General features: G+C 55.4%; 18 protein-coding genes. 1 reads left to right on the top strand and 17 read right to left on the bottom strand.

Annotated elements, in window-relative coordinates:
* Positions 1-47: 47 nt before the first annotated feature.
* The 7 genes from JIN85_RS03950 to JIN85_RS03920 all read right to left on the bottom strand — a co-directional run bounded on the left by JIN85_RS03950 (position 48) and on the right by JIN85_RS03920 (position 8,573).
* Positions 48-3,701, bottom strand: coding sequence for a hydantoinase B/oxoprolinase family protein (locus JIN85_RS03950; RefSeq protein ID WP_200267869.1), 3,654 nt, complete (start codon positions 3,699-3,701; stop codon positions 48-50).
* Positions 3,702-3,731: 30 nt separating this feature from the next.
* A complete protein-coding gene (locus JIN85_RS03945; RefSeq protein WP_200267867.1) occupies positions 3,732-4,616 on the bottom strand; it encodes a hypothetical protein in 885 nt (294 codons plus the stop codon).
* Between the two features lie 101 nt (positions 4,617-4,717).
* The gene (def, locus tag JIN85_RS03940; protein ID WP_200267865.1) at positions 4,718-5,275 is read right to left on the bottom strand and encodes a peptide deformylase; all 558 of its coding nucleotides are present in this window, start codon (positions 5,273-5,275) and stop codon (positions 4,718-4,720) included.
* A gap of 130 nt (positions 5,276-5,405) precedes the next feature.
* Positions 5,406-6,401 (bottom strand): glycoside hydrolase family 43 protein, encoded by a 996-nt coding sequence (locus JIN85_RS03935; protein WP_234047218.1) that lies wholly within the window; start codon positions 6,399-6,401, stop codon positions 5,406-5,408.
* 114 nt (positions 6,402-6,515) lie between these two features.
* Complete coding sequence (locus tag JIN85_RS03930; RefSeq protein WP_200267863.1) at positions 6,516-6,755, bottom strand: hypothetical protein; 240 nt, start codon at positions 6,753-6,755, stop codon at positions 6,516-6,518.
* A gap of 124 nt (positions 6,756-6,879) precedes the next feature.
* Positions 6,880-7,350: a hypothetical protein gene (locus tag JIN85_RS03925; RefSeq protein WP_200267861.1), complete on the bottom strand. Its 471-nt coding sequence runs from the start codon at positions 7,348-7,350 to the stop codon at positions 6,880-6,882.
* 146 nt (positions 7,351-7,496) lie between these two features.
* On the bottom strand, positions 7,497-8,573 hold the full coding sequence (locus JIN85_RS03920) for an SAM-dependent methyltransferase (RefSeq protein WP_200267859.1): 1,077 nt from the start codon (positions 8,571-8,573) through the stop codon (positions 7,497-7,499).
* A 153-nt stretch (positions 8,574-8,726) separates the two neighbouring features.
* Here JIN85_RS03920 and JIN85_RS03915 point away from each other — a divergent pair, with 153 nt between their 5' ends.
* Positions 8,727-9,863, top strand: a complete 1,137-nt coding sequence (locus JIN85_RS03915) for a glycoside hydrolase family 76 protein (RefSeq protein WP_200267857.1) — start codon at positions 8,727-8,729, stop codon at positions 9,861-9,863.
* Here JIN85_RS03915 and JIN85_RS03910 read toward each other — a convergent pair whose 3' ends face one another.
* The 10 genes from JIN85_RS03910 to JIN85_RS03865 all read right to left on the bottom strand — a co-directional run bounded on the left by JIN85_RS03910 (position 9,864) and on the right by JIN85_RS03865 (position 24,651).
* Positions 9,864-10,850, bottom strand: a complete 987-nt coding sequence (locus JIN85_RS03910) for a type II secretion system F family protein (RefSeq protein WP_200267855.1) — start codon at positions 10,848-10,850, stop codon at positions 9,864-9,866. It lies immediately after the preceding gene.
* Between the two features lie 66 nt (positions 10,851-10,916).
* Positions 10,917-11,813, bottom strand: a complete 897-nt coding sequence (sucD, locus tag JIN85_RS03905; RefSeq protein WP_200267853.1) for a succinate--CoA ligase subunit alpha — start codon at positions 11,811-11,813, stop codon at positions 10,917-10,919.
* Between the two features lie 36 nt (positions 11,814-11,849).
* Complete coding sequence (gene sucC / locus JIN85_RS03900; RefSeq protein WP_200267851.1) at positions 11,850-13,031, bottom strand: ADP-forming succinate--CoA ligase subunit beta; 1,182 nt, start codon at positions 13,029-13,031, stop codon at positions 11,850-11,852.
* Positions 13,032-13,123: 92 nt separating this feature from the next.
* The gene (locus JIN85_RS03895; protein ID WP_200267849.1) at positions 13,124-15,781 is read right to left on the bottom strand and encodes a 4-alpha-glucanotransferase; all 2,658 of its coding nucleotides are present in this window, start codon (positions 15,779-15,781) and stop codon (positions 13,124-13,126) included.
* Positions 15,782-15,797: 16 nt separating this feature from the next.
* On the bottom strand, positions 15,798-16,844 hold the full coding sequence (gene trpD, locus JIN85_RS03890; RefSeq protein ID WP_200267847.1) for an anthranilate phosphoribosyltransferase: 1,047 nt from the start codon (positions 16,842-16,844) through the stop codon (positions 15,798-15,800).
* 86 nt (positions 16,845-16,930) lie between these two features.
* Positions 16,931-18,130 (bottom strand): C25 family cysteine peptidase, encoded by a 1,200-nt coding sequence (locus JIN85_RS03885; protein WP_200267845.1) that lies wholly within the window; start codon positions 18,128-18,130, stop codon positions 16,931-16,933.
* 276 nt (positions 18,131-18,406) lie between these two features.
* Positions 18,407-18,796: a hypothetical protein gene (locus JIN85_RS03880; protein ID WP_200267843.1), complete on the bottom strand. Its 390-nt coding sequence runs from the start codon at positions 18,794-18,796 to the stop codon at positions 18,407-18,409.
* Positions 18,797-18,943: 147 nt separating this feature from the next.
* Positions 18,944-19,828: an alpha/beta hydrolase gene (locus JIN85_RS03875; RefSeq protein ID WP_200267841.1), complete on the bottom strand. Its 885-nt coding sequence runs from the start codon at positions 19,826-19,828 to the stop codon at positions 18,944-18,946.
* Between the two features lie 30 nt (positions 19,829-19,858).
* Positions 19,859-21,388 carry a DUF1501 domain-containing protein gene (locus JIN85_RS03870; RefSeq protein WP_200267839.1) on the bottom strand — a complete coding sequence of 510 codons (1,530 nt, stop codon included), beginning with the start codon at positions 21,386-21,388 and terminating at the stop codon, positions 19,859-19,861.
* Positions 21,389-21,393: 5 nt separating this feature from the next.
* Positions 21,394-24,651 carry a DUF1553 domain-containing protein gene (locus tag JIN85_RS03865; RefSeq protein WP_200267837.1) on the bottom strand — a complete coding sequence of 1,086 codons (3,258 nt, stop codon included), beginning with the start codon at positions 24,649-24,651 and terminating at the stop codon, positions 21,394-21,396.
* Positions 24,652-24,725 lie beyond the last annotated feature (74 nt).

Raw genomic sequence — 24,725 nt, 5'->3', positions numbered from 1 at the left:
CACCGGATTTCCGGTGGCGGCTTTTTGCTGCGATTCGAGCCATCAAATTAGGAATGGTGAGCGTTCCAGCCCCCGCCGCCTGGTGTGGATAGGATGATCCGTTCTCCCTCGGCGGCTTGGTAGGTGATGGAGCCAGGAAGAACTTCTGCGGTGCCATCTAAGGTGATACGGACTTGGCTGCCCGAGGCTCCATTTTCTCCGCCATGCATGCCTTGTGGGCTGGTGGACCTTCTCTGGGTGAGCATTGAAACGGTGACAGGCTGCAGAAATTCCACTTCGCGAATGAGCCCGTTGCCTCCCGTAAATTCTCCATCGCCACCGGAATTCGGCCTGAATTCAAATCGGTGCAGGCGGACGGGAAACCGATGCTCCAAAATCTCGGCATCGGTGATAGCCGTGTTCGTCATGTGGCAGTGGCGACCGCTCTGCCCTGCGAAGTTTGGTCCGGCTCCTGAACCACCGGCGATGGTTTCGTAGTAACCAAAGCTGTCATTTCCGAACAAAAAATTATTCATGGTGCCCTGCCCGTGAGCACAGAGGTCGAGCGCCGCCAGCAGTAAATCGGTGAGCCTCTGGCTGGTTTCGATATTGCCACCTACAACGGCCGGGCATTCTTTCGGATCGGGTGGGAATGATGGATTCAGAAAGCCCTGAGGAATGATAAGATTAACCGAATCTAACAGTCCTTCATTCAGTGGGATGTCCTCATCTAACCAAAGTCGCAGAACATAAAGTAATACGCTGCGGACGATCGCCGGAGTCGCGTTCAAATTGGCAGGGTGCTGTTCACCGGAACCGGAAAAGTCCACCGTCATCTTCGCTTGTTGAACCGTGATGCTCACCCTGATTGGCCAGCCGTCATCTAGCTCTTCCTGACGCGAAATCTCCAGTCCCTCGTGCCGCTTCAACAGGGATTGCATGAGTGCTGCGGAACGATCGAGAATGCCGCTCATTTCCTTCTGAATGACCGCGCCACCATGTTGCTCGGCCAAACTTTGCAGAACCCTCACACCATGCGAAACCGCTGCTGCCTGGGCCTCAAGATCTGCCAAATTTTCTTCTGGCCGACGCGAAGGGTAGGGGCTCTGGCGCAGCAAATCTTCGAGTAATTTGGAATCCATTACGCCATTCTTCAGCCACTTGATGGGGGAGATGACCACGCCTTCTTCGGCGAGATTTCGGGCGTTGGCAGGCATTGACCCTGGAGCCATTCCTCCGATTTCTGCATGATGAGCTCGGTTCGCTACATAACCGATCCGGTTTCCTTGTGGATCGAATGCCGCCGCGATCACCGTGACATCGGGTAAGTGAGAGCCGCCCGCTGCCGGATGATTGGTCACGACAACATCGCCTGGATGGAATTCGATTTGAGAAGCCACTTCTCGCACGCACACACCCAATGCTCCAAGATGGACAGGGACATGAGGCGCGTTAACCAGCAGTCGGCCTTTGGAATCAAGCAGCGCGCATGAATAGTCCAGCCGTTCCTTAACGTTAGGTGAAAGCGCCGTCCTGCGAAGAATCGCCCCCATGTCCGTGGCTAATCCTTCAAATCGACTGCGGAACAACGCGGCTTGGATTTCGGAATCCATACCGACTCGGGTTTGCTCCTGAGAGGAACTTTCTTTCTCTAACAAAAGCGTTCCGCCGTTTCCTTTTCGAAGACCCCATCCATCGGGGAGAATGCAGGTGCTAAACCGGTCCTGAAGCGTAAGCGGCCCTCGGATTTCGATTTCGCCAAAGGATTCACCGGCAAATTCACGGGAGATCTCTTCTGCGATCACACGGAGGGCGGCGCATTCGATGGCTCGCGATGAGGGGGCGTCATAGCCGTAAAGCTTCGAGTAAGCCTGGCGAAATTTCATTTCCAATGAAGCCGCATCCTCATCGAACAAATCGGCCTCCACTTCGATCGAGGTATCTTGGCCTAACAGGCGCAATTCCGCCAGGTAGCGGAAACCAACCGATGTGCGATCGATTGGTTGGAGTGGTTCCAGTGCGTTGGAGGCTAATTCTTTCCAGATCGATGCGGTAGAGGTTTGGCCCAGTGGTAAAAGAATTTGCTGGGTCGCTTGCTCCTGGCGCTTGGCGCGATCCAGGCCCCATGCGCTCAGCAGTCCTGCATCACCCGGAACCAATACACGGCTCATCCCTAAATTTTCGGCGACTGCACATGCATGCTGGGGACCTGCCCCACCAAACGCGAACAAGACGAAATCCCGAGGATCGTGGCCTTCCGAGTACGATACTCCTCGTATCGCGTTCGCCATCTTCTCCACAGCGATGCTGCGAAGTCCGATCAACAGTTCGCGCTCGGATGGTGGGGTAACCCCATCTGCTTGCATCGCGAGAATGAGCTTTTGGAGTTCTGCTTCTGCCGGCTCCAGGTCCAATGGAATTCCTGCTCCTTCCGGCTTCATCAATCCAAGCAGCAAATTGACATCCGTGACTGTGAGTGGGCCGCCGCGGCCGTAACATGCGGGGCCGGGATCAGATCCCGCGCTTTCAGGCCCAACCTCAAGCCGCCCGAGTTTCCATTGGCAAATGGATCCTCCACCTGCGGCTACGGTCTCGATTTTCAAGGTCGGTGCCAAGACACGGGCGGGGCCGATCTGTTGTTCGTAGCGGTATTCAAAGGCGCCATCGATTCTCGCCACATCGGTGCTGGTGCCGCCCATGTCGAAGGTCAGGACTTTCGGGAATCCTGCGGCGTTGGCGATCGCAGCAGCTCCTACAAATCCTCCTGCCGGTCCTGAAACGAGTGAGTCCTTGGGCTTGTAGCGCGATGCTGGAACCAGCCCTCCAGCGCTTGTCATCATCAGTGGCTCACCCCGTGTCATGGCCTTGGAGACCTGACCCGTGAAGTGTTTCATCACTGGTGAAAGCCATGCATCTGCGAGCGCGGTTTCCATCCTTGGCAAAAAGCGGATCACAGGCGCGACTGAAGAGGAGGTGGTCACCTGCTCGAATCCTTCACTGCGAATCCACCCGGCAAGGGTTTCCTCAAGTGCGGGATTTCGCCAGGAATGCAAAATGGCGACGGCGGCAACCTTCACCCCTTTGGCAAGCCATTCTCTCGCTGCGGCTTTAACCTCATGTTCGTCGGGATGCTCGACGACTTGCCCCGTTGCATCCAGGCGGCCTTTCACCGGCACCACGCCCTCACAAATGGCCTCAGCAGCAGGTTGAGCCAATGAAAATAACAGGTCGCGCCTTTGATCGCGAATCCAAGGTAAATCGGCAAATCCTCGCGTCACGAACAAGACCGTTGGCGCTCCTTTCCGCTCTAACAGGGCATTGGTGCCACGTGTCGTCGCAACCCTGAAATCCATTTCTGGCAGCTTTTCCGCCAAGGGAGTTCCTGTCAAAATTCGAGCCACCAGGACTGGCGCTTCTTCTCCGCTCCGCAGCGTTAAACGATCCGCTTCGATATTTTCGGCAGTCTTGATCCAACGCCCCCGCTCGCGGGCGGCGATGACTTTTCCGGCGACTCCTGCATCAAAGCCGACCAGGGTATGATCGGAGAAAGATAGCTCGCGACCGAGATCGAGCCAATGGTCCTCAGTTCGGTGTTGGACTTTGACGACCAACGAACCGTCCGAAAGCACCTTGCAGCGCCGTTCTTCGCCAGTAGGCGTTAGCGCCCAGGCGTCAGTGAAGGTTCCTCCGGTATCGACTCGTACTTTCCAAAATGGGGACACGCTCAGAGCATGCCCCGATCACCAGCAGGATCAAGCGGAACGGCCTAATTCCCGGGCGACGATCATGAGCGTCTCGCGAATGCCGGGAGCGAATCCGCCATCGGTTTGAACGGCGAGCATCACTCCGTTTTCGCGAATGAATTCGATCGGCACCGAACCCGCGTAGAGTTTGATGCCGCCACCGCCGAAGCCGAGATTGGCGATCATTTTTTTGATCGAGTCGACCGCGGCCATGTCATCTTGAGAAACCCGGGAAATGTGGCGAATCCCAGGGAGAGAACGCGAACGTTGCAGAATTTCTTCAGAGCTCATTTCGCGATCGACTCCGAAAATGGCACGAAGTTCGAGTTGGCGGATTGAGGTCGAATCGCTTTCTTGAGCGAAGGAGGGCGTTTCCGGCTTCGGGCTGCTCACCGGAACAGCTTGAGGAGCGGGAGATTGGAATGCTGAAACCGGGCTTGGATTGGCGGTTGGCCAGGTGGGAGCGACCGGTGCTTCCGGTTTCACGGGCTGAGTCGCTGCCGCGAATGGCGAGGAAATAGCAGGGCGGCTTGAGAAATCCGGGGCTGGCGCAGGCGAAAAAGGAGAGGATACCGGGCTCGGAGCTGGTTCGAATGGTGAAGGCGCAGGGCTTGGCGCTTCGAAACCAAAACCTTCCGAGGCATCCGCAAGTTGGAAAGGTGATTCGGGTTTGCGGCGCTCTGGCAATTTCTGAGCTTTTTCCGTTCCTGGTGAGCGGGGTTGGCTTGAGTCACCCATAGCTGCAAATGGTGAGTCTGGCCGGGATACGGCTGCGAACGGGCTGGCCACCGCAGGAGTTTCAGTCTGCTCCTTCGAATCATTCACCACAGCAAACGGGCTTTCTGACGGAGGGTTACTGGAAAGATTGTCGAAAATGCCTCTGGAAGTGCTCATATCGGTTTGGTGGTGCGCGGGTTATCCGGACGAGTAATATGCCTCAATTTCCGAATTTAAAAACTATATTATCACGGGGGTTGACCTGGAGTGCCCGATGGTCAAGCGGGATCCTGATTGGCGAGGAGCTTCTTCAGCCGGTTTTTCATCGAGACTTTTGCGGCTGCTGGGAGCCGATCGACAAACAACACGCCGTTGAGGTGATCGATTTCATGCTGGAGAGCACGTGCCAGTAATCCATCGGTTTCGACCACGAGAGTCGTGCCATCCAGCTGGGGAAGTGTGGCTTTCACTTCCTCGGGACGCCGCACTTCTGCGCGGATTCCTTGGATGCTGAGGCAGCCTTCCATGCCGAATTCCTTGTCCTGACCGAGTTCCAATTCAGGATTGATGAAGACGAGCGGCATGGCGTCTTCAAGGGCGGTTTCTTTACCGTTGATCCGTAAATAGGAAATGCATTCCGGATCGTGGGAAACATCAATCACCGCCAAACGGAGATCTTCCCCGATCTGAGGTGCTGCGAGTCCAACACCGTTGGCGTGCACCATCGTTTCGAGCATGTCATTGACCAGTTCGATCAACTCATCGTTGATTTCGGTGACTGGCTGGCAACGTTGACGGAGGATGGGGTGGCCGTATTGGACGATTTTGCGAATCATGAGCGACTGATCTTAAACGACGCGGTGGCATCAGGTCAAACCCGGCCTGATGAAGAAAACGGCGCTCCACGTTCCATGAAGCGCCGTTTAGGGATTCAGCCGAATTAGCTGATGTAGAGCTGGATGAGGATTATTTCAGAGGATCTGCGGCAACACCCTCGTTGGTGAGTTTGACGGGTTTGATTTTGCCATCTTCATCGAACTCCATTTTGTCGATGCAGGTGACGCGGTGATTACCGTCGGTTTCACCAAGCGGGCGACGGTGGTAAACGATATACCAGCTGTCACTTTCCTTGTTGTGAATGACCGAGTGGTGCCCGGCACCCGTGGCGATCGCAGGGTCTTGTTTCAGCACGGTATCAATCCGCTTGAACGGACCGTTGATGCTATCGGACATGGCGTAGGCAACGCGGTAGTCAGGTCCAGTCCAACCTCCCTCGGACCACATGAAGTAATATTTTCCTCCGCGGCGGAACATGAATGGACCTTCGACATAGCCTTCGGGAGTGATCGAACGGAAGGTTTCGCCGTTTTCGAATGGAATGAATCCATCGAACTTATCGTTCAGCTTCGCGATGTTGCAATGACCCCAGCCGCCGTAAATCAGGTAGTAGCTGTCGTCATCATCGTGGAAAACGTAGGCATCAATCGGCTGTGCACCGTGATAGAATTTCCCAACCAAAGGTTTGCCGAGGTAATCTTTGAATGGGCCTTGTGGCTTGTTGGCCACAGCGACGCCGATGCCACCCACTTGATTGTCGTTCTGGATATCGTTTGCGCTGAAGAAGATGTAATACTTGCCATCTTTCTCGATCACGCTCGGTGCCCAGAGTGCCCGATTTGCCCAGTCGATGCGATCCAGCTCCAGCACTTTGGAATGTTTTTTCCATTTAACCAGATCGGTGGAGGAAAATGCATCGAAGTAAACCTGCTCACCGTATGGGGCAGAGTAAGTCGGGTAGACCCAATATTGTTTGCCGAACACGATCCCTTCAGGATCTGCGTACCAACCTTTTACGATGGGGTTTCCAGATGTTTCAGCGGCGGAACTGGATGCGGGTGTAAAGGCACAGGCCATGGACGCAAGTGTGAGAGCAAGAGTGAGTGTTCGGGCAGGATGCTTCATCTCGGAAAGCATAGGCAAGCGATCAGATGTCCGCAAGCTCGGTAAGATTTTCTCTGAATACAAAAAGAGCGCGACTTGTATGCAGTCGCGCCCTCAAGAACGAAAAAAGCTGGATTAATAATGATGGTGACCTGGACCCGGGCCACGGTAGTAATTGTTGGTATGATGGCTGTGATGGTCATTACCATCCGCCAATGCATAACCGAGCAATCCGGCAGCTGCCACACCTGCGACGGCCAAGCCGGGATCGACACTTTGCACCGGACGACCACTAGGATCGTAGGTAGTCATGCAGGAAACGGCACCGACGCTGATCAGAAGCACGGCGGTCAAATTGAGAAGTTTTGTTTTCATAACAATGATCAGTTGATTCACTTCCTTAGAGCCCACTATCGCACGAAATATTCACCTCGCTTTGATTTTTTTGATCATTCGGCGCTCACGCATTTGAAATGCGACTCCGCGACTAGGCGAAATCTTATGCCGATATCCGCTTCGCTCCAAAGGATGCCGGCGAAGCTTGAACACAAAATGGGTAGGAAGATCCATTGCGATGAAACCATGCATCCGCGTCGCATCGGCGGTTGAAAATCTTCAGCCGATTCTCATTTCTCGCCCACCGGCTCAACATCCGGATATTGCCGAAGTCGGCTGAGCTGTTGACCACAAAAAGTTGCCATCCATTACTGAGATAATCTTGCCGCCTCATGAGCAGTCCCATCCGGATGACGTCGTTGGTGCTCATTTGCAGACTTGCCCGAGTGAAGTCCATCAATCCGTGGTGATCCGGAGAAAATGCAGGATCTGATGTGATGGCGGAAGTCATTGTCCGCCAATCGCTCAGGGCGATCGGGCCATGGTATTCCTCAATCCGCAAATTCTTTCCGGACTCGATCCAATATCGAGTGGAAATGTCTCCGTCCGGATACTTTGGGATGAATGGCTTCATGAAGGTCTAACAATATAAGACCCGGCCAAAAGGAAAGTTGTTCAAAAAAAACGGAGTTTTCCCAAGTTTTCGGGAATAAATTCCGAATTCAAATTTCGCTCGGAACCACTCATGATTCGGGGATTCGAAGCGCGGTAAGTTGGCTCTTACTTGCGGAAAAATAGGGTGAATTCCTGGCGATTGTAGGTCAGGTGAGTCCTCGCCAATCGTGGAAACCCTGCTTCTGCTGCCAGCTGTTCAACCCGATCGCACAGCTGGTTCATGCTCTGAAAATCTTCCGTGCCGGAGGTTTTCAGCGTGAAAATAATCAGGCCGGATTTTTTGAGATACTGCGAGAGTCGTAGCACTTGCTTCATCGATTCCATCGCACTGCCATTCATGTCGGATAGAATGGCATTGAAGGACACGCCGGGAGCAGGAGCGTAGGTCGCGACGTCGATTTGATGGAAATCCAAATTGGCGGCCTGCGAAAGCCGTGGATCGAGCGCTGCACGGTCGATCGCGGTGACACGGTAGCCCCGATTGAGCAATTCCGAGGTTATTCCGCCGGGGCTTGCCCCCAGTTCCAGCCAATGGGAATTTTCCGCAGGAGCCGGTGCGTGAAGCCCGAGGTAATGCAGAGCCTCGGCGATTTTCGCGCCTGCGCGGCTGATGCTCGAGCCGGATGAATGGCTGATGTAGCGCGTGCCACCGGCATAGAATCCGTTGGCTTTCCGGGGAGTGGTGACGCCGCAAAACAGACCTTCTTTGCCTAACAGGCAGAACAGCGTGAGTTTGTCCGGTGCTTGTTTCTCGACCGAATCAGAAGCCGGAAGTGTTGGAAAAAGCTGCAAAGTTCTGCCGCGAAGATTGGATGCCAGCGTTTTGTAATATCGATTCGTCACGGCGGAATCGAGCTGGCCCACAAGGATCGATTGCAGGGGCAGGGAGGAAAATTTTCGAGCCAGCGCCTGGGCGGCTTTTTCGATGAATCCTTCCATTTTTTGCGGACAACATGGCCACGAGTGATCCACTGGCATTTTCCAGCGGATGAAACGTGACGAGGGCGAATCCGCCAACTGCTCCGGGCCCGGAATGGTGATCAATTGATACTCAGTTCCCAATGCCGTCGCGGAGCTGGCATCCAGGCCGGATAGGATTTCCTGAGTGGAGGCAGAAAAAACTTCAGGAATCCGAACGATCCATTTCTGCGACGCGGAGTTGGCGGGAGTTTCTTGATTCATGAGGATTTTTGCTGCCTGGAGGCGTCATTGCTGTGGACCGGGAGGGGGCGGGAAGTCTAGATTGAACCGTGATCGACGTCGAAAAAGATCACCATCATTGCGGTTCAGGACCTAGCCTGGACTTTTTTCCAAACTCCCGAACACACCGTTTTCATGATCCCCAATTCAGATATCAGCCGCAGAAGGGCTCTCAAAACCCTGGGCACCGGCTTCGTGTTGCTCAATTTCTCCGGCGGAACCGCGTTCGCGCAAAAAACGAAAGCCGAAGAATACCAAAAGCGCGCTTTTGAAGTGATGGAATACATCCAGAAGCATTTCTGGGATTCCAAGCAGGATCTTTACAAAGAGAAATCCACCGAGGATGGCTTGGCCTTTTTGTGGCCTGCTGGCGTGATGTTTTCCGCGCTGGTGGGTGCCTGCCGCTACGACAAGCGCTTTAGCTCGATCATGCGGAAATATTTCGAAGGCTTGGAAGGCTACTGGGATGGAAACGCGAAGGTGCCAGGTTACGAGCCGGTTAAAACCAGCGGTGGAAACGACAAATACTACGACGATAACGCCTGGATGGTGATCACCTATCTGGAAGCCTACGAGTTGACCAAGGATTCCCGCTACATCAAGAAGGCTGCGGAAACCCTGAAGTTCGTGATCAGCGGTTGGGACGAGGAATTGGGCGGCGGAATCTGGTGGCACGTCGCTCACAAGGGCGGTGGAAAGAACACCTGTGTGAATGCTCCGGCTGCAGTGGGCTGCCTGCGTTTGGCAAAATTCAGCCAGGCGGACGACAAGGGCGTGCTGGTCGAAGAAGCGGCGAAAATCGTCGAATGGACCGACAAAACCCTCCGCGCATCGAATGGACTTTATAAGGACTCCATTGTGGTGGAGACCAAAAAAATCAATGACGCGCAGCTCACCTACAACTCGGCGTTGATGCTGCGCGCCAAGCTCGGACTCTACTCGCAGACCAAAAACCGCGACTATTTGAAGGACGCCCGGAAGATCGGAGAAGCCGCTGAAAGTCTGGCCAATGGTGATGGCATCTACCGTGATCCGTGGAAATGGTCACATCTGATGGTAGAAGCGGATTTGGAACTCTACCGCTGGACCAAACGCAATTATTTGCTGAAACGAGCCAAGACGAACGTGGATCAAAATTACGAATCCTGGACCGAAAAGAAACCCGAGGATCTGATCACGAATGCTTCACTGGCACGCGAACTTTGGCTGATGGCGGATGCAGGGAGTGAAATCGGCGAGCAATTCTGGCGCGAGGCCGACAAGCCAAGCTGATCAATTCCCGATCGAGTCGAGAACCTGGAAGTAGTTGAAATAAAAATTCACGATCTTCCAGCCGACGAACAGGACGATTAAAAAGTAGAAAAGCTTCGGCAGGACAGCGGACAGGTTTTTGACCGAGTCCGCTGCCTCATTGCTGAAATAGGCAACCCATCGCTCCAGGTCTTTATCCAAGGTTCCGGCCTCCTCGGCAGTGAGATAAGAACTGGAGAATGCTTTCGGAAACCCTTTGCTGATGACAAAAACAGGACCGATCGGCCCGCCGTCTCCGGCTTGCTTTTCCAAAGCCTTTCCATCGCGGCTCAAGGTGCCTGAATGGGCGGCAGCGATTGAGGTGTGAACCGTTTCTTTGATGGAAAGTCCGGCCAGCAGGCAGATATGGTAAACTTTGGCAAAGCGTGCCAGTGCCATGTTGCGCCGGGCTTTGCCGATGAACGGAATTCGATTCAGCGCGGAATCGAACGCGGCATGGTCCGTCGCCCGTTTCATGATCCAGCGAATTGCCAGAAATAGTCCGAACGCCACCGCGTAAAGGATGGCGAGATTGAGCAAAATTTGCGGGATGGTCGAAGCAAAGCTTTGGCCGTTTATCAGGGCGGTCGGGACGATGCCGAAAATCACTCCAATGTGCAGTAGCACCAACGGATAGATGGAGCCTTTGATCAACTGGCGTCGAGCCGCTGAGACCATGCCAAAATAGTCCGCCAAATGGTCAAATGCCGGGGCCAATCGGCCACCGCGCTCTCCAGCGTCGATGATGCTCTTTTCCAGATCCGTAACGTTTGGATCGGCGGCAAAGGATTGGGCGATTGACTGACCCGAGGCCAATCCGGCTTTTAGCCGTTGCAAAAGCGCCGCCTGTTTGGCTGGAAGTTTGGAATCGAGCAGGAGATCGGCCGCTTCGCGAATGCCGAACCCGGCTCCGATGAGCTTGGCGAGCTCGGTGTAAAAGAAATGTCGGTTAGTGGCCGGATCGAACATGGGTTTGATCGGTACACTAAACAGCGGCGCCGCACTTGGCGACGCCGCTTTTCAGAAACGTGTGAATTACTTGCCCCAGGCTTCGAGCAAGGTCTTGGCCATGTCGCTCGGGGTTTCAGCAACTGCGATGCCGCACTCGGCAAGAATGCGCTTTTTCGCTTGGGCGGTGTCTTCTTCACCACCGACGATGGCGCCTGCGTGGCCCATGCGGCGTCCCGGAGGTGCGGTGGCACCTGCGATGAATCCGGCGATTGGCTTCTTGCAATTTTCCTTGGCCCAACGTGCGGCTTCGACCTCGGCGGTTCCGCCGATTTCACCGATCATGATGATGGCTTCGGTTTCGGGGTCGTTGTTGAACATTTCCAGCACGTCGAGGTGGGAGGTGCCGTTGATCGGGTCACCGCCGATGCCGACGAGCGTGCTTTGTCCGTAGCCGAGCTGGGTGAGCTGGAACACGGCTTCGTAAGTGAGGGTGCCGGAACGGGAAACCACACCGACGTTGCCGCGCTTGCAGATCTGGCTTGGGGTGATGCCGATGCGGCAGCCGCCGTGGGATTTTTCACCGTAACCTGGAGTGACGAGGCCCGGGCAGTTTGGCCCGATGAGGCGGGACTTCGAGCTGCGCAGAGCTTCTTTCACGCGCATCATGTCCATGACAGGGATGCCTTCGGTGATACAGACGATGAGATCCACGCCAGCGTCAGCGGCTTCGAGGATCGCGTCAGCAGCGAATGGAGGTGGAACGAAGATGGCGGATGCGGTAGCTCCGGTTTCGTTGACGGCTTGGGACACGGTGTCGAAAATCGGCACCACGTCTTCAAATTTCTGACCGCCTTTACCCGGAGTTACGCCGGCGACAAGCTTGGTGCCGTAGGCGAGGGAAAGCGAGGCGTGACGTGCGCCGAAGCTGCCGGTGATGCCCTGAACCAGGACCTTGGTGTTTTCGTCAATGAGAATGGCCATGGGAAAAGTTTGCTGGAGTTCAGTAGTTCAAGGGGTTCAGGAAACAGCGGCGACGATTTTTTCAGCACCATCGGCCATCGTGCTGGCGGAGGTGATGTCGAGTCCGGACGCATCCAAAGTTGCTTTGCCCATCTCAACGTTGTTGCCTTCAAGGCGAACCACCAGCGGAATTGGCAGGCCGGTTTCCTTGGCGGCAGCGATCACGCCTTCAGCGATCACGTTGCAATCCATGATGCCGCCGAAGATGTTGATGAAGATGCCCTTCACGTTCGGGTCAGCCAGGATGATCTTGAAGGCTGCGGTGACTTGCTCTTTCGAAGCGCCGCCACCGACGTCGAGGAAGTTGGCAGGTTCACCACCGTAGTGCTTGATGATGTCCATGGTCGCCATGGCGAGTCCGGCACCGTTTACCAAACAGGCGATGTTTCCATCGAGACCGATGTAGTTCAGATCATACTCGGAAGCAGCGACTTCACGAGGGTCTTCCTCGTCCTTGTCGCGGTAGGCGACGATGTCCGGGTGGCGGTAAAGCGCGTTGTCGTCGAAGCCGAATTTGGCGTCGAGCGCGAGCACGCGGCCATCTGGGGTGGTGACGAGCGGGTTAATCTCCACCATCGAGCAGTCGCTGGCGATGAAGAGCTTGTAGAGATTGGCGAGAAGCTTGCCAAATTGCTTGCCGAGGTCGCCGGAAAGTCCGAGCGCGGCGGCCAGCTTGCCGATTTCGTAGCGTTGCAGACCGAGCAACGGGTGAACGAACTGGCGGATGATTTTTTCCGGAGTGTTGTGAGCAACGTCCTCAATGCTCATGCCGCCTTCGGTGGAAGCAACGATGACCGGGCGGGAAGTCGCGCGATCCATGAGAATGGCGAGGTAATACTCGTGGGTGATGTCGACTGCTTCAGCGACCATCACTTTGCGGACCAGGCGGCCAGCTTCACCGGTTTGCACGGTGACGAGTGTCTCGTTGAGCATCTTGCTGGCGAATTCTGCCGCTTGCTCAGGGGATTCGATGAGGTGAACGCCACCTTGGAAGCCGTTTTTGAAGTGACCTTTGCCGCGGCCACCTGCGTGGACCTGGGCTTTGATGACCAGCTTGGCTCCGGCGAATTCCTTGGCAGCTGCCGCGGCTTCTTCCGGGGTGCTCGCGACGGCTCCGCGAGGACTGGGGACTTGGAAACGATCAAATAGCTCTTTTGCCTGGTATTCGTGAATGTTCATGGTGGCGGCGTGAATCCGGAAACGCGCGGACCTTAGTGCTCGCTACCACGCCCGGTCAAGGCGTGCTTCGCAGATTTCTGCAACGAACGTTTTTATCGACCCGCGGAGGAAACCAATTCTCCGAGTTTCAAATTGAAATCGGTCGCGTTTTGCAGCTCGCCGATGCTGAGCGGCATGCGGTAGCGCCAGTAAAACGGATTGATGGCGGGATTGTTGATCCGTTCGTCTTCGGGCTTTTGCCTTGGCAGTGTTTCGTCGAGCGCCAGCAGGTCCTGCAGTGGAAATATGCTCCACATGGCTGGCGAGTGCAGGTGCTGATCAATGATTCGCGCGGCGATCTCGCCGGAAAGCTCACGCGGCGGCGAGCCGATGCCGAGCATGTGCCAGGCGAAATCTGCCCTGACCTCGACGTTCTCCAGCCACCAACCACGAAGGCTCGGCATGTCGTGGGTCGAAGGGCTGACAACGCTGAGATACGGTGCATGGGCCGGATTGGAAAACGATTCGCCCCAGCGCTTTGGCATTCGTTGGATCTCCAGGGTGAGAATTCCGAGGTTTTGTAAAACACCGGGCACGCAGCCCGGCACCATCCCCAGATCTTCCCCGCAAAGCAGCATGCGGCTGGCTTCGCGCATGGCGGGAAGCTTCTCGTAACCTTTGGTTTCCCAGAATTTCTCCTGCCTGCGGAAAAAGTAATCGGCGTAAAGTGCTTCGACTTTTTCCCGCGTTGAATCGTCCAGTCGCTGGTAAGAGCGTGTGGACTGCATCAGGCAGCGTGGATGGAACAGTTTCCCCTCGGAACCATCGGCCTCAAAGAACAGCACTTCGCTCACGCAATCCATCAACCGCTCGCAGAGCCAACGATTCGAGTGCGTTGCGGGAAGTGCGCTGAAATAGGTCTGGATTTTCCGTTGGTTGGTAAACGGCTCCTTTAACTTCCAGAGACCGTCCTCCTGTTTGTCGAAAAATTCTTCTTCGATGTGCGCGACTTCCTCGCCGAAGCGATCAGCTAAGCCCTGGTCGGTCAGCCAGGGTTCGCAAAACCGCTGGTGGTCGAACTCGATGCCGAGATCGCGAAATTCATCCAAGTGGATCGGGATCGCCGGATCAAACCAGCCCATGATGCCTTCGACCTGATCCTGCGGCACTTGCCAAATCCGGAAAAATCCGAGGATGTGATCAATCCGGTAGGCATCGAAATACCGGCTCAACTGAGCGAAGCGTTTGCGCCACCAGGCGAAATCGTCGGCTTGCATCACCTCCCAATCATAGGTTGGAAATCCCCAGTTTTGCCCTCGGGCGGCAAACGCATCCGGCGGCGCACCGGCTTGCGCGTCCATTTTGAACAAATGTGGCGCGGACCAGGCATCGGCGGATTCCCGATCGATCCCGATTGGTAGGTCGCCTTTGAGCACGATTCCCAGCTGATGCAGGTAATCCACGGCATCGGTCAGTTGCTGCGCGAGCTCGAATTGAATCCAGAAATGCCAACCGATCTCAGCTGCGTTCTCATCGACAAAAGCGTCGGCCCGTTCCCAGGAAAACTCCGCCCAGTCATCCCACTGGGAAAAGTCCGCAGTGCCATACTGGTCCCGCTTCATGCAGAACACGGCGTAAGGATGGAGCCAGTCACGGTTTTCCGCGACGAATGCCTTCAGCGGCTCACTTGTTAGAATTTGCTCGCGGTGCTTGGCATAGATTTCCCGGGTGATCCGGGTCTTGGTTTCCATCACGGCCTCGTAGTCGACTACGGGCAGCGCATTCAGTTTGATTTTGCGATCGGTTAGATCTGAGGGAACCTCGAAGCCAAGTGCATCGACTCGTAGATAGATCGGGTGCAATGCGAAAACGCTGATCGCCGAATAGGGATACGAATCCGTCCAGCTGTGGGAAGAAGTCGTGTCATTGATCGGCAAGATCTGAATCAGTTTCAGGCCCGTTAGCTTTGCCCAATCCGCCAAGGGGTTGAGATCGGCAAACTCACCAACGCCCAGGCTTTCCGCGCTGCGTAGCGAAAATACCGGGATGGCGACACCCGCGTGCCGAGGCAGCGCATTCGGGTGGCGGCGGTAAACTTCGTCGCCAATTCGCGTCTGTTGCTCCGGGCGGAATCGGTAACCCTCGATCACCCGGTTTTCCCCCTGTTCGAATTCTAACAGCTGCTTGCGGGTCCGGTCGTAAAGCCCGTATTTGTATTCGATTCGGTCGAGCATCCCGATTTCAACCGCGACGCTCCAGGTGTTCTCCGCAGTTTGGGTTAGCAGTCGGGGTTTGGCCGTATTCCAGGTGCCAATCTCAGCCGCGCTGCCGAGCAGGCATGGCACGTGATCGGCCGGCACCCCACTCATGCGAAGTTGGAAAAGGTGATTTCCCGCAGCGAGTTTCGGTGCTTCAGAAAATGGATGGGCTGAAGCAAAGGCTCTGGTATCGAGAGCGTAGTCAACTGTGCCAGGAGAGCACCAGGTGTCTAACAGAACCGCCAAATGGTTGCGTTGATCGCGAATGCGAAACGACCGGGGGCCGCCCCATTCTTCGAGTTGAAGCCCACTGTCGTCATGGTGAAGTTCGTAGAAATACTCTATGCATTCCACCTCGGCTTCCGTATCGATGTGGACCTGCCATTGCTCCTCGTTGAGCCATTGCAACGGCAGGAAATGAACCGAGCTCTCGGTTCCGGTGAATGCCGTGAGTCTGAGCCAGAGACTTTGCCCCGGGCTCGTGCGGTAATTCAGCCGGAAGATGACTTTCATGGGGGCGTCCTGTTGGTTAGAGCGGTGCGGCTTTTTGCAGCAGGCGCAGTTTTTCCAAAGCCGCTCCGCTGGAAATCATCTCGCGGGAAATTTCAATTCCATCGCCGATGTTATCAGCCAGTCCGGCGCAAGCGAGCCCCGCCCCGGAGTTGAGCAGAACCATGTCACGTTTCGGCCCGGTTTCGCGGCCTGCGAGAATCGATTCCAGGATTCCGGCGTTGATTTCAGCTTCGCCGCCTTGCAGCTCCTCGACCTCCGCATGGTGCATGCCGAAGTCGCGCGGCCGCACTTCTTCATCCTCCATGTCCTGATACGAGCCGGCTTTGCAAATCCGGGTTGATCCCATCAAACTGACTTCATCGACCGAACGGCCATCGCCAGTGGTTCCGTGGACGACCCAAGCGCTGTCGCGACCAAGCCGTTGCAGGATTTCAGCAAAAGCGGGGCACAGTTCGCGGGTGTAAACGCCGATCAGTTGGCACTGCGGTCGTGCCGGATTCATCAACGGGCCAATGATATTGAAAATGGTCCGCACGCCCCGTTTTGCGAGTGATTTTCGCACGCCGATCACCGCTTTGAATGCTGGATGATAATGCTGCGCGAACAAGAAGCCGATCCCGGCTTTCTCAATGCAACGGCGGAATTGATCGGGCGGCAAATCGATCCGGATGCCTAGCGATTCCAGCACGTCCGCGCCACCGCTGCGCGAGGTGATCCCGCGATTTCCGTGTTTCACGACGGTGGCACCTGCTGCGGCGCAAATAAACATCGAGGTCGTCGAGACGTTGAAAAGATTCAGTTTATCACCGCCTGTGCCACAAACATCCAAGGTCGGTCCGTCCAAATCGAGCGATGAAATGCCCGGATCCACAGCGTGTTCAAGAAACGCTTCGACGAATCCGGCGATCTCCAAGGGCGACTCGCCCTTTTTCGACAAGGCTTCTAACAATTCGGCCTTCTTCGTGTCCGCCACGGCTGGGTCCAGCAACAATCCCGCCGCCACTTCCACCTCGCGCGGCGCGAGCTGCTCTCCATTCCTCAAATGCTGAATCAATGCGTCCATCTCCAGGAATCGTAGCACGGGCCGGCCTTCCGGCCAGCTTAGAAATTGCCCTGAACGCTTTGATTCGAATCCCTTATCCGCATGCATCAGAACAGCCGGGTCGCGGGGTCTCCCAGGAGCATCCACATCTCAAGGTGTTCGAGACGTTGATCTTTCAGTGGAATGCCGTGGGAAAATAAACTTTTCGCCGAGCCATCCACGCGATCAAAAGCAAAAAAGATGATCGGGTTTAGCGGGCGGGCGGCAATCGATTTCTGAATTTCCAGCCACCATTCGCCCACGGTTTCCGGCGGGTTACTGCTCATGGAACTCATCAGTCCCTGAGCGGCCAGGTAGCCAATGGCTGAGTAACTTTCGCCGCTTGCGCCGATGTAAGCGACAGGGCCGCCGGGAGATCGCAATGCCTGATAGCCGCCAGCACCGTTGTGTTGCAAAGAAAAGCAGCCGCAACTCAGAAACAGCCCTTTGTTACCGGATTTCTGAATCGACTGCCAATCGTTTGAGGGAAATGTCAGATGGCTGCCGGAGGCGGCAAACACCCAGTCATTCGAATGGCCGAAGTAGGTGCCGATCGTGTAGTCACGAGTCAGTTCTTCATGGAACTGACGCGAAAAATCTGCTTCGGGCACCTCCAGCGGATGACCGCCGACATCCGCCGCTCCATGGAATTTCCAGGAATGCCCGGCCCGATTCATGAGTCTTTTGGAGAGTGAGGTGATGAAGCGATCGGCGACGAAATTCCGTTTCCCGACGGGATTTCCCACCAGCAGAAGCCCTGTTTGTGGCCGCGTGGAGGTGGATTTTTCGAACGCCAGGATTTTAGCCACCATCTCGCTTGCTTCTGTGGGATTTTCAGCGGGAAGTCTTCCAACTGCAAAAAGTGGGGTGATTCCGGTTTCGGCCAAGCCATAGCGGCTGTCGGCAGGCAAGCCTTGCATGCGTCCGTGAACGCCTTCTGGAGATGGGATTTGGTCCTGAGTCCCGATGATGAGCAGGCAATCCTTTTTCCTGCTTCCTAACTTCAACTTTTCCACCGTCTCGGAAATTTCCGACGGTTTTGGATCGAGCAAGTCGATCACTTCATATCCCAGTCGGGCGCGAGTTTCGCGCAACGGTTTCACTGCCGATCGGAAAGATGCTGGGTAGGCGATTACCCAGCGTGGTTGCTTCGCCAGATCAGCTTCCTGCCAAGATCCCGGATATTCCAATGGCAAAGTCTGTGGCCCGCACGAAACCAGCGCACTGGCAAAAACAATGAAAAAGACGAGAAGTCGAATGATTGCCATGGAAGCCATGGCTTAGCGAAATCTCCATGCATCCACAATCTGCGAATCGCCTGTTAGATGGATTTCAACGTTTCATTCCATTCATGTGCCCGGGGAATCGTCGATGAAGATCGCGCCCAAGAAAGCCTTGGTGCGCAAGTGACGGTCAGAGTGAAACTGCCGTGTAAGGGAAATCTGCCTGAGTTTCATTATGGTTATCTGGCGCAAATCCCGTTCGGGCACGTTCCTTGTGAGCCTCTGGAAATTCGGTCAGATAAACATCCCGCTTGATGAGGCCTAGATCGCACGGGCGAGTGTTTCCTCGGCCTCTTCACCGAAGTGTCCCTGAACGATGGTGTCTGAAAGATAGGGGATGAGGGCTGGTGGGAAACCGTTGTCGGTTTCAGGATTCCAAAGGGTGTGCTGTGCCAGTGGATATTGCTGCTTCGCCGTCATCGCGACTTCGGCATCGTTGATGACCACGACATTTTCGACATGGCCGAACCCAGGAAGCCGCTCACTCGCATATCTCAAAAAACGAACACCGGCTGGCGAGTCATCGCGAAACTCGTTGAGTGGTCGGAGCAGATAGACGTAGTGGGTCTTGCTCAGGATCTCGGAGATTTGCTCAATGATGGAATCTGCTTCGACGGAGTGTGGTTGGACGATGAGTAAGTTCGGCTTCATGGGTTCGGATCTTTTTCGATCTCGCACCCATTGCACTTTGAGGGCCAACTCATGAATCCTTGATTTTCCGGGGATTTGTCAGCGCTCAGCTACCACCACACCGGCAAATTGCGCGGTCTGATGTAAAAAATGCACGACTGGTGCGGCCTATTTGCGCCAGAGCCAGCGCAGGGTGTCCGGGAAAATCGCGCCGCCATGCTTGCCGCTGTGACTGCCGTGGCCCCAGACGTATTTGAAATCGTAACCTGCAAATTTGAGGGCCGCCTGCATTTGCAGGTTGCCGAGCGGCCAGGAGCCGTGGGCGTTGTCGAGATCGTTGATGCCGTCCTGGAAGAATCCGCGAATCGGCTTCATCGGTGTTTTACGGATCAAGCCGGGGTAAACATCGCCGCCACGAATATTGGTGAACGATCCGATTTGTGAAACGACTTTGTGGAACGCATCAGGTCGTTCCCAAGCGACGGTCCAGGCGCAAATGCCGCCGGAACTCATCCCACAGATCGCACGCTGGTCGGGATCGTTGGTGAGGTTGTAGGTCTTGCCGACTTCCGGCAGGATTTCTTCTAACAAAAATCGGGCGTAGGCATCAGAAAGTGTGTCATATTCAACACTCCGGTTTTTTGCTTTCCAGGGTTCTTTTGGCAGTTCCTCCGCCACAATTCCGGGGTTGATGAAAATCCCGATGATTGGCGGAATGTCACCTTTTTGAATAAGATTGTCGAAAACGGTGGGAACCCGGAAGTCGCCATTTGGATTCACATACGCGTGGCCATCCTGAAATACCATGACGGCGGTAGGTTGTTGCGGATCGTATTGCGCTGGCTGATAGATGTAGTAGCTCCGGATCGTGCCGGGAAAGATCTTCGAGTCTTTCCAGACGTGTTCACTCACCGTTCCTTTTGGCACGCCATCCTGTGGCATCGAGTCCGCGCCCAGTTTTGGCTCCGGCATTTCGGGTAAAGTCAGCTTCGGAGCGGACTCCTGAGCGACCAGGGCCAGAGGAAACAGGGCGAATAACAGCAGAGCTTTCATTGGGTAACAGATGCTTTTTTGTTAGATCTACTAGGCAAGTAGTTCTTTTATCACCCGAGCCGGTTGCGTGCCGGTCAGCTTTTGATCAAGCCCTTGGAATTTGAAGGTGAGCTTCTCATGATTCATTCCAAGCAAATGAAGAATGGTGGCATTCAGATCGCGGATGTGCATCGGGTCACGGGTGATGTTGTAGGAGAAATCGTCCGTTTCGCCATAGGTCATGCCCGGTTTGACGCCGCCGCCAGCCATCCACATGGAGAAGCAACGTGGGTGGTGATCGCGGCCATAGTTGTCCGCACTCAGTCCGCCTTGGGAATAGACCGTCCGGCCAAATTCGCCGCCCCAAACGACCAGCGTGTCTTCTAACAAACCGCGCTGCTTCAGGTCCGCGATCAACGCCGCAGTTGGACGGTCGATGTCTTCGCAAAGAACTTTCATGCTGTTTGGCAGATCGGTGTGAGTATCCCAGCCGCGATGGAAAATCTGCGTAAACCTCACTCCGCGCTCTGCCATGCGGCGGGCCATCAGGCAGTTGTAAGCGTAGGTTCCCGGCTCTTTGGCCTTGGGTCCATACATCTCCCAAATCGATTCCGGCTCACCTGATAGATCGGTCAATTCCGGCACTGAAGCCTGCATGCGGAAAGCCATTTCATATTGGGCGATGCGGGCGTTGGTTTCCGGATCGCCAATTTTCTCATGTAGCTTGCGATTCATTTCAGAAACGCCATCGATCATTTCGCGACGTAGCTTTCTCGAAACTCCTTTTGGATTGGAAAGGTGAATGACCGGATCTCCGCCGGAGCGCAACGCAACCCCCGCATGTTCCGGGGAGAGGAAGCCGGATGACCACAATCGTGAGGAAAGCGCCTGGATGTTTTTGTAAATGGGGAGCTTCGACGTCAGCACGACGAAGGTCGGCAGGTCCTCGTTCATCGACCCGAGGCCATACGAAACCCAGGAGCCGATCGAGGGTTTGCCTGCGACCATGTTTCCGGAATTTGCCAAAAGAATCGCAGGCTCATGATTGATCGCATCTGTGTGCATTGACCGGATCACGGCGAATTCATCGGCAACCTTGGCGGTATGAGGGAGCAGGTCGCTTACCCAATGCCCGGCATGGCCATACTGGTTGAAATTGAAAACCGAAGGAGCAACCGGGAAGCGAGATTGCGATGCGGTCATGCCCGTGAGCAGCTGGCCGCCGCGCACGGACTCCGGAAGGTCTTCATTGAATCGTTTTACCAAGTCAGGCTTGTAATCCCAGGTTTCCAATTGTGAGGGAGCACCAGCCATGAACAGATAGATGGCGCGTTTTGCCTTCGGCGCGAAATGCGGAACGAAGCCTTCTTGAGCAGCCTGCGCCAGTCCTGAAAACCCGGATCTACCCGCAATCGCCGAGAGTCCGGCCCAGGCGAGTGATTTTCCGGCGCGACTGAGAAATTGCCGACGGGTGGCCAGATTCCACCACTCTTGTTTCAGCTCGCTAGGAATCGGGAGATCGAGAATCGATGGTCCTTCGCCGCAGTGGTCGGAGCAGAGATCGAGGTTGCGTGGGTCCATGAGAATTACTTGTTGAGGGTTTCGTCGAAATTGAAGAACTGGTTGGCGACCATCGTCCAGGTCGCGACTTCAGTGGGGTCGAGAGTGGTGTCGCTTGGAGCTTCACCAGTGGTTAGAAGCTCTTTGGCATCGTCGGGGTTTTCCCGGAAGTGGCCGGAGAAAGCCGTGAGGCTTTTGGTTAGAGTCGATTTCTCGCCATCGTCGAGAGCGCGCGAGAGGAGAATTTCGGAAAGGAAATCCAGGCGCTCATCCGTTGAGGATGCTTGATGAATCACGCGCTCCGCGAGTTTTCGTGCGGCCTCGACAAATTGTGGATCGTTCATCGTGACCAGCGCTTGCAGCGGCGTGTTGGTCCGTGCTCGCCGGGTGCAGACCACTTCGCGTGCCGGAGCATCGAATGTTTCCATAGAAGGTGGCGGGGCGAAACGCTTCCAGAATGTGTACATCGACCGACGGTAGAGAGCTTCTCCGGAATCCTGTTTGTAGTGCAGGGTGTCGGATTCCGGCATCGAGACCGCTTCCCAGATTCCCTCCGGTTGATAGGGCTTCACCGAAGGTCCGCCGACTTTTTCAACCAGCAGGCCGGAGGCTTGCAGAGCGGTGTCCCGCAAAACTTCCGCGTCCATCCGGAAACGTGGCCCGCGTGAAAGCAAACGATCCGATGGATCCGCTTCGAGTTTTTCCGGCGTGATCCGGTTGCTTTGCTGGTAGGTGGCGGAGGTTAACAGCAGCCGATACATGTGATTGACATCCCAGCCCGACTCACGGAATTCCACGGCCAGCCAATCCAGTAATTCCGGGTGACTTGGTCTGGCTCCCATGATGCCGAAGTCATCGGTCGTTTCCACCAAACCGGTGCCGAACAGTTCGGCCCACATGCGGTTGACGGTGACTCTGGCAAAGAGGGGATTTTCGTCTGTTAGAAGCCAGTTCGCCAGGTCGAGGCGGCTTGGATTCGATGCGTGTGGCGGCGGTGGCAGGAATTTCGGTGTGGCCGGAATGACCAATGCTTTTCGCGCCGTGTAAACGCCGCGGTCCAAAACCCAGGCGTGCGCAGGGCCGGGGCGCTCTTTCGCGATCAGAGTGGCTGGACCATCTTTTGCAAGATCTGCCATTTCCTGTTCTGCGGCTTGGATGTCCTGGCGGAGCTTCGATGCATCCTGGTCGACTGAGCCAAGGAAGAATTCGTTAAGGCCGAGAAATTTCTCTGCAGGCGTCCATTTTTCAGGATCGGGAGACTTTTCTAACAAGCGTGCGGCGGGATCTTCAAACGGCAGTCGCGCGAACTCTTCCGGAGTCAGTTCGCGATGGTAAATGCGCACATCCTGATAGCTGTTTTCACGCAGCAGATCGGAATCATGGCGTCGACCGAGCTCCAGAGGGAAATTGTTGCGGATCGAATCCTCCGGCTTGAGGGTATCATGCAGGACTGAAGTCGGCGCAGGCTTGCCATTGACATAGATTTTCAAGCCGGAGGCACTACGGGAACCATCGTAAGAAACGGCGAGATGGATCCATTCACCGCGTGGGATGCCCGGAGTGTCCACGTGAATGGCGCTGTCTGGCCACTGGTGCACGATTTGGAATTCCAGTTTGTCCCCACTGATGCCGACGTCCCAGCCTTGGTAGTTTTCAGAAGCGTTGCCCATCTTGGCAATCAACGCGCCGTTGCCGGAGGAAATGTTGCCGGGTTTGAGCCGGGTTCTCACCCACATGGACACGGAGAAAGGCTGATCCGCCTCGAAGTCGCCTTGGTCAGGCATCGGGATCTGCGTGTTGATATCCATCCGCATCGACGGCCAGAACCAGAGTGATTCACCCCAAACCAGCGGATTGGTGATTGCAGCGTAAGCCGGAGTTTTCGCCTCGGGCGCGTAGTTGGTGACCTTGTCCCCGGCTCCTTCATTGAACAGCAGGTTGACGTCCAGAGCATCGGTGGAAACGGCTTTTGGTTTATTTCCCGCAGCAAGCCATTCGTCGAAGCGTTTCATGGCATCACTACGGCGTTCCTCGTATTCATGCACGGCCGCGGATCGGCGTGCGACGGCTGCATCAAAGGCGGCTTGATTTTCGCCATTCGGCAGGCGCAATACCGGTGCAGGGTCAGAAACGTTATTATCCCAAGACTTCTCTGCCGTGTTGTTGAAAAAGGCCCCCAGCGAATAGAAATCCTTTTGTGAGGTCGGATCAAATTTGTGATCGTGGCAGGCCGCGCAGCCAACGGTTAGACCGAGGAAGGTTGCGCCAAAGGCTTCGGTGCGATCGCGGGTATTGTTGACGTGGATTTCTTCCGGAATCGTGCCGCCTTCGTTGGTGCTGACATTGCTTCGGATGTAACCGGTGGCAATCAGGCTGTCGGCCGTGGAATCCGGGAGTAGATCACCGGCGAGCTGTTCTTTTACAAATTGGTCAAATGGCTTGTTCGCCGCGAATGAGCGGATGACATAATCGCGGTAAGGCCAGATCGAGCGATAGTTGTCGAAATGCAGGCCGTGGGTGTCGGAATAACGTGCGTAGTCTAGCCAATATCGAGCGCGGTTCTCCGCATAAGTGGGACTGGCGAAAAGTCGGTCGAGATAGGCTTGGTAAGCCTCGTCTGTAGGGTTTTTCGCGAACGCTTCCACATCGGCAGGATCAGGCAGCAGGCCAGTGAGATCGAGTGAAGCACGCCGGATCAGGGTGCGGGGATCTTCCTTCGGTGCGGGAGTGAGATGGTGTTGCTGGAGGCGATGCAGAACAAAGGCATCGATCGGATTTTTTTCCCAAGACGCCTCTTGGTTCTCCGGAGTTTTGGGGCGGACGGGTGGGATGAATGCCCAGTGCTTCTCGAACACCGCGCCCTCGGAAATCCACTGTTCGAGCAAGGCGATTTTTTCCGGCGGCAGCGGCTTGTGCAAATCGGGCGGCGGCATCAAATCAGACGCTTTGTCTGCTTGAATGCGGTGCATGAACAGAGAGGAAGCCGGGTCGCCTTTGACAATGACGGGTTTGCCGTTTTTGCGGACAGCGAAAACCATTTCCGGCTGATCCAGACGAAGCGGCTCGTCCTTTGGTTCGCGGGAGCCACTGTCCGGACCGTGGCAATGATAGCAGTATTCCGAGAGAATGGGCTGGATATCGGCGTTGAACGATACAGGAGCTGAAGCCGTCGTTTTTTCGGCAGCTGCCGCTTTCGCCGTCTTTTCGGTTTTTCCGCAGCCGACCAGAAACATAATTCCGGCGGCTGCCAAAACGGTCGAAATGGTCCACTTGGTCTGCATCATTAAAACAAGAAACTCCCAAAAAAGGGGAAATCTTTCCAAAGATGCGAGATTCGTGAATAATTAGTTTTTCATGC

It is taken from the genome of Luteolibacter pohnpeiensis (assembly GCF_016595435.1).
Taxonomy (GTDB): domain Bacteria; phylum Verrucomicrobiota; class Verrucomicrobiia; order Verrucomicrobiales; family Akkermansiaceae; genus Luteolibacter; species Luteolibacter pohnpeiensis.
Note: the sequence above shows the minus strand (reverse complement) of the source record. Positions and strands in the feature narration are given on the sequence as shown.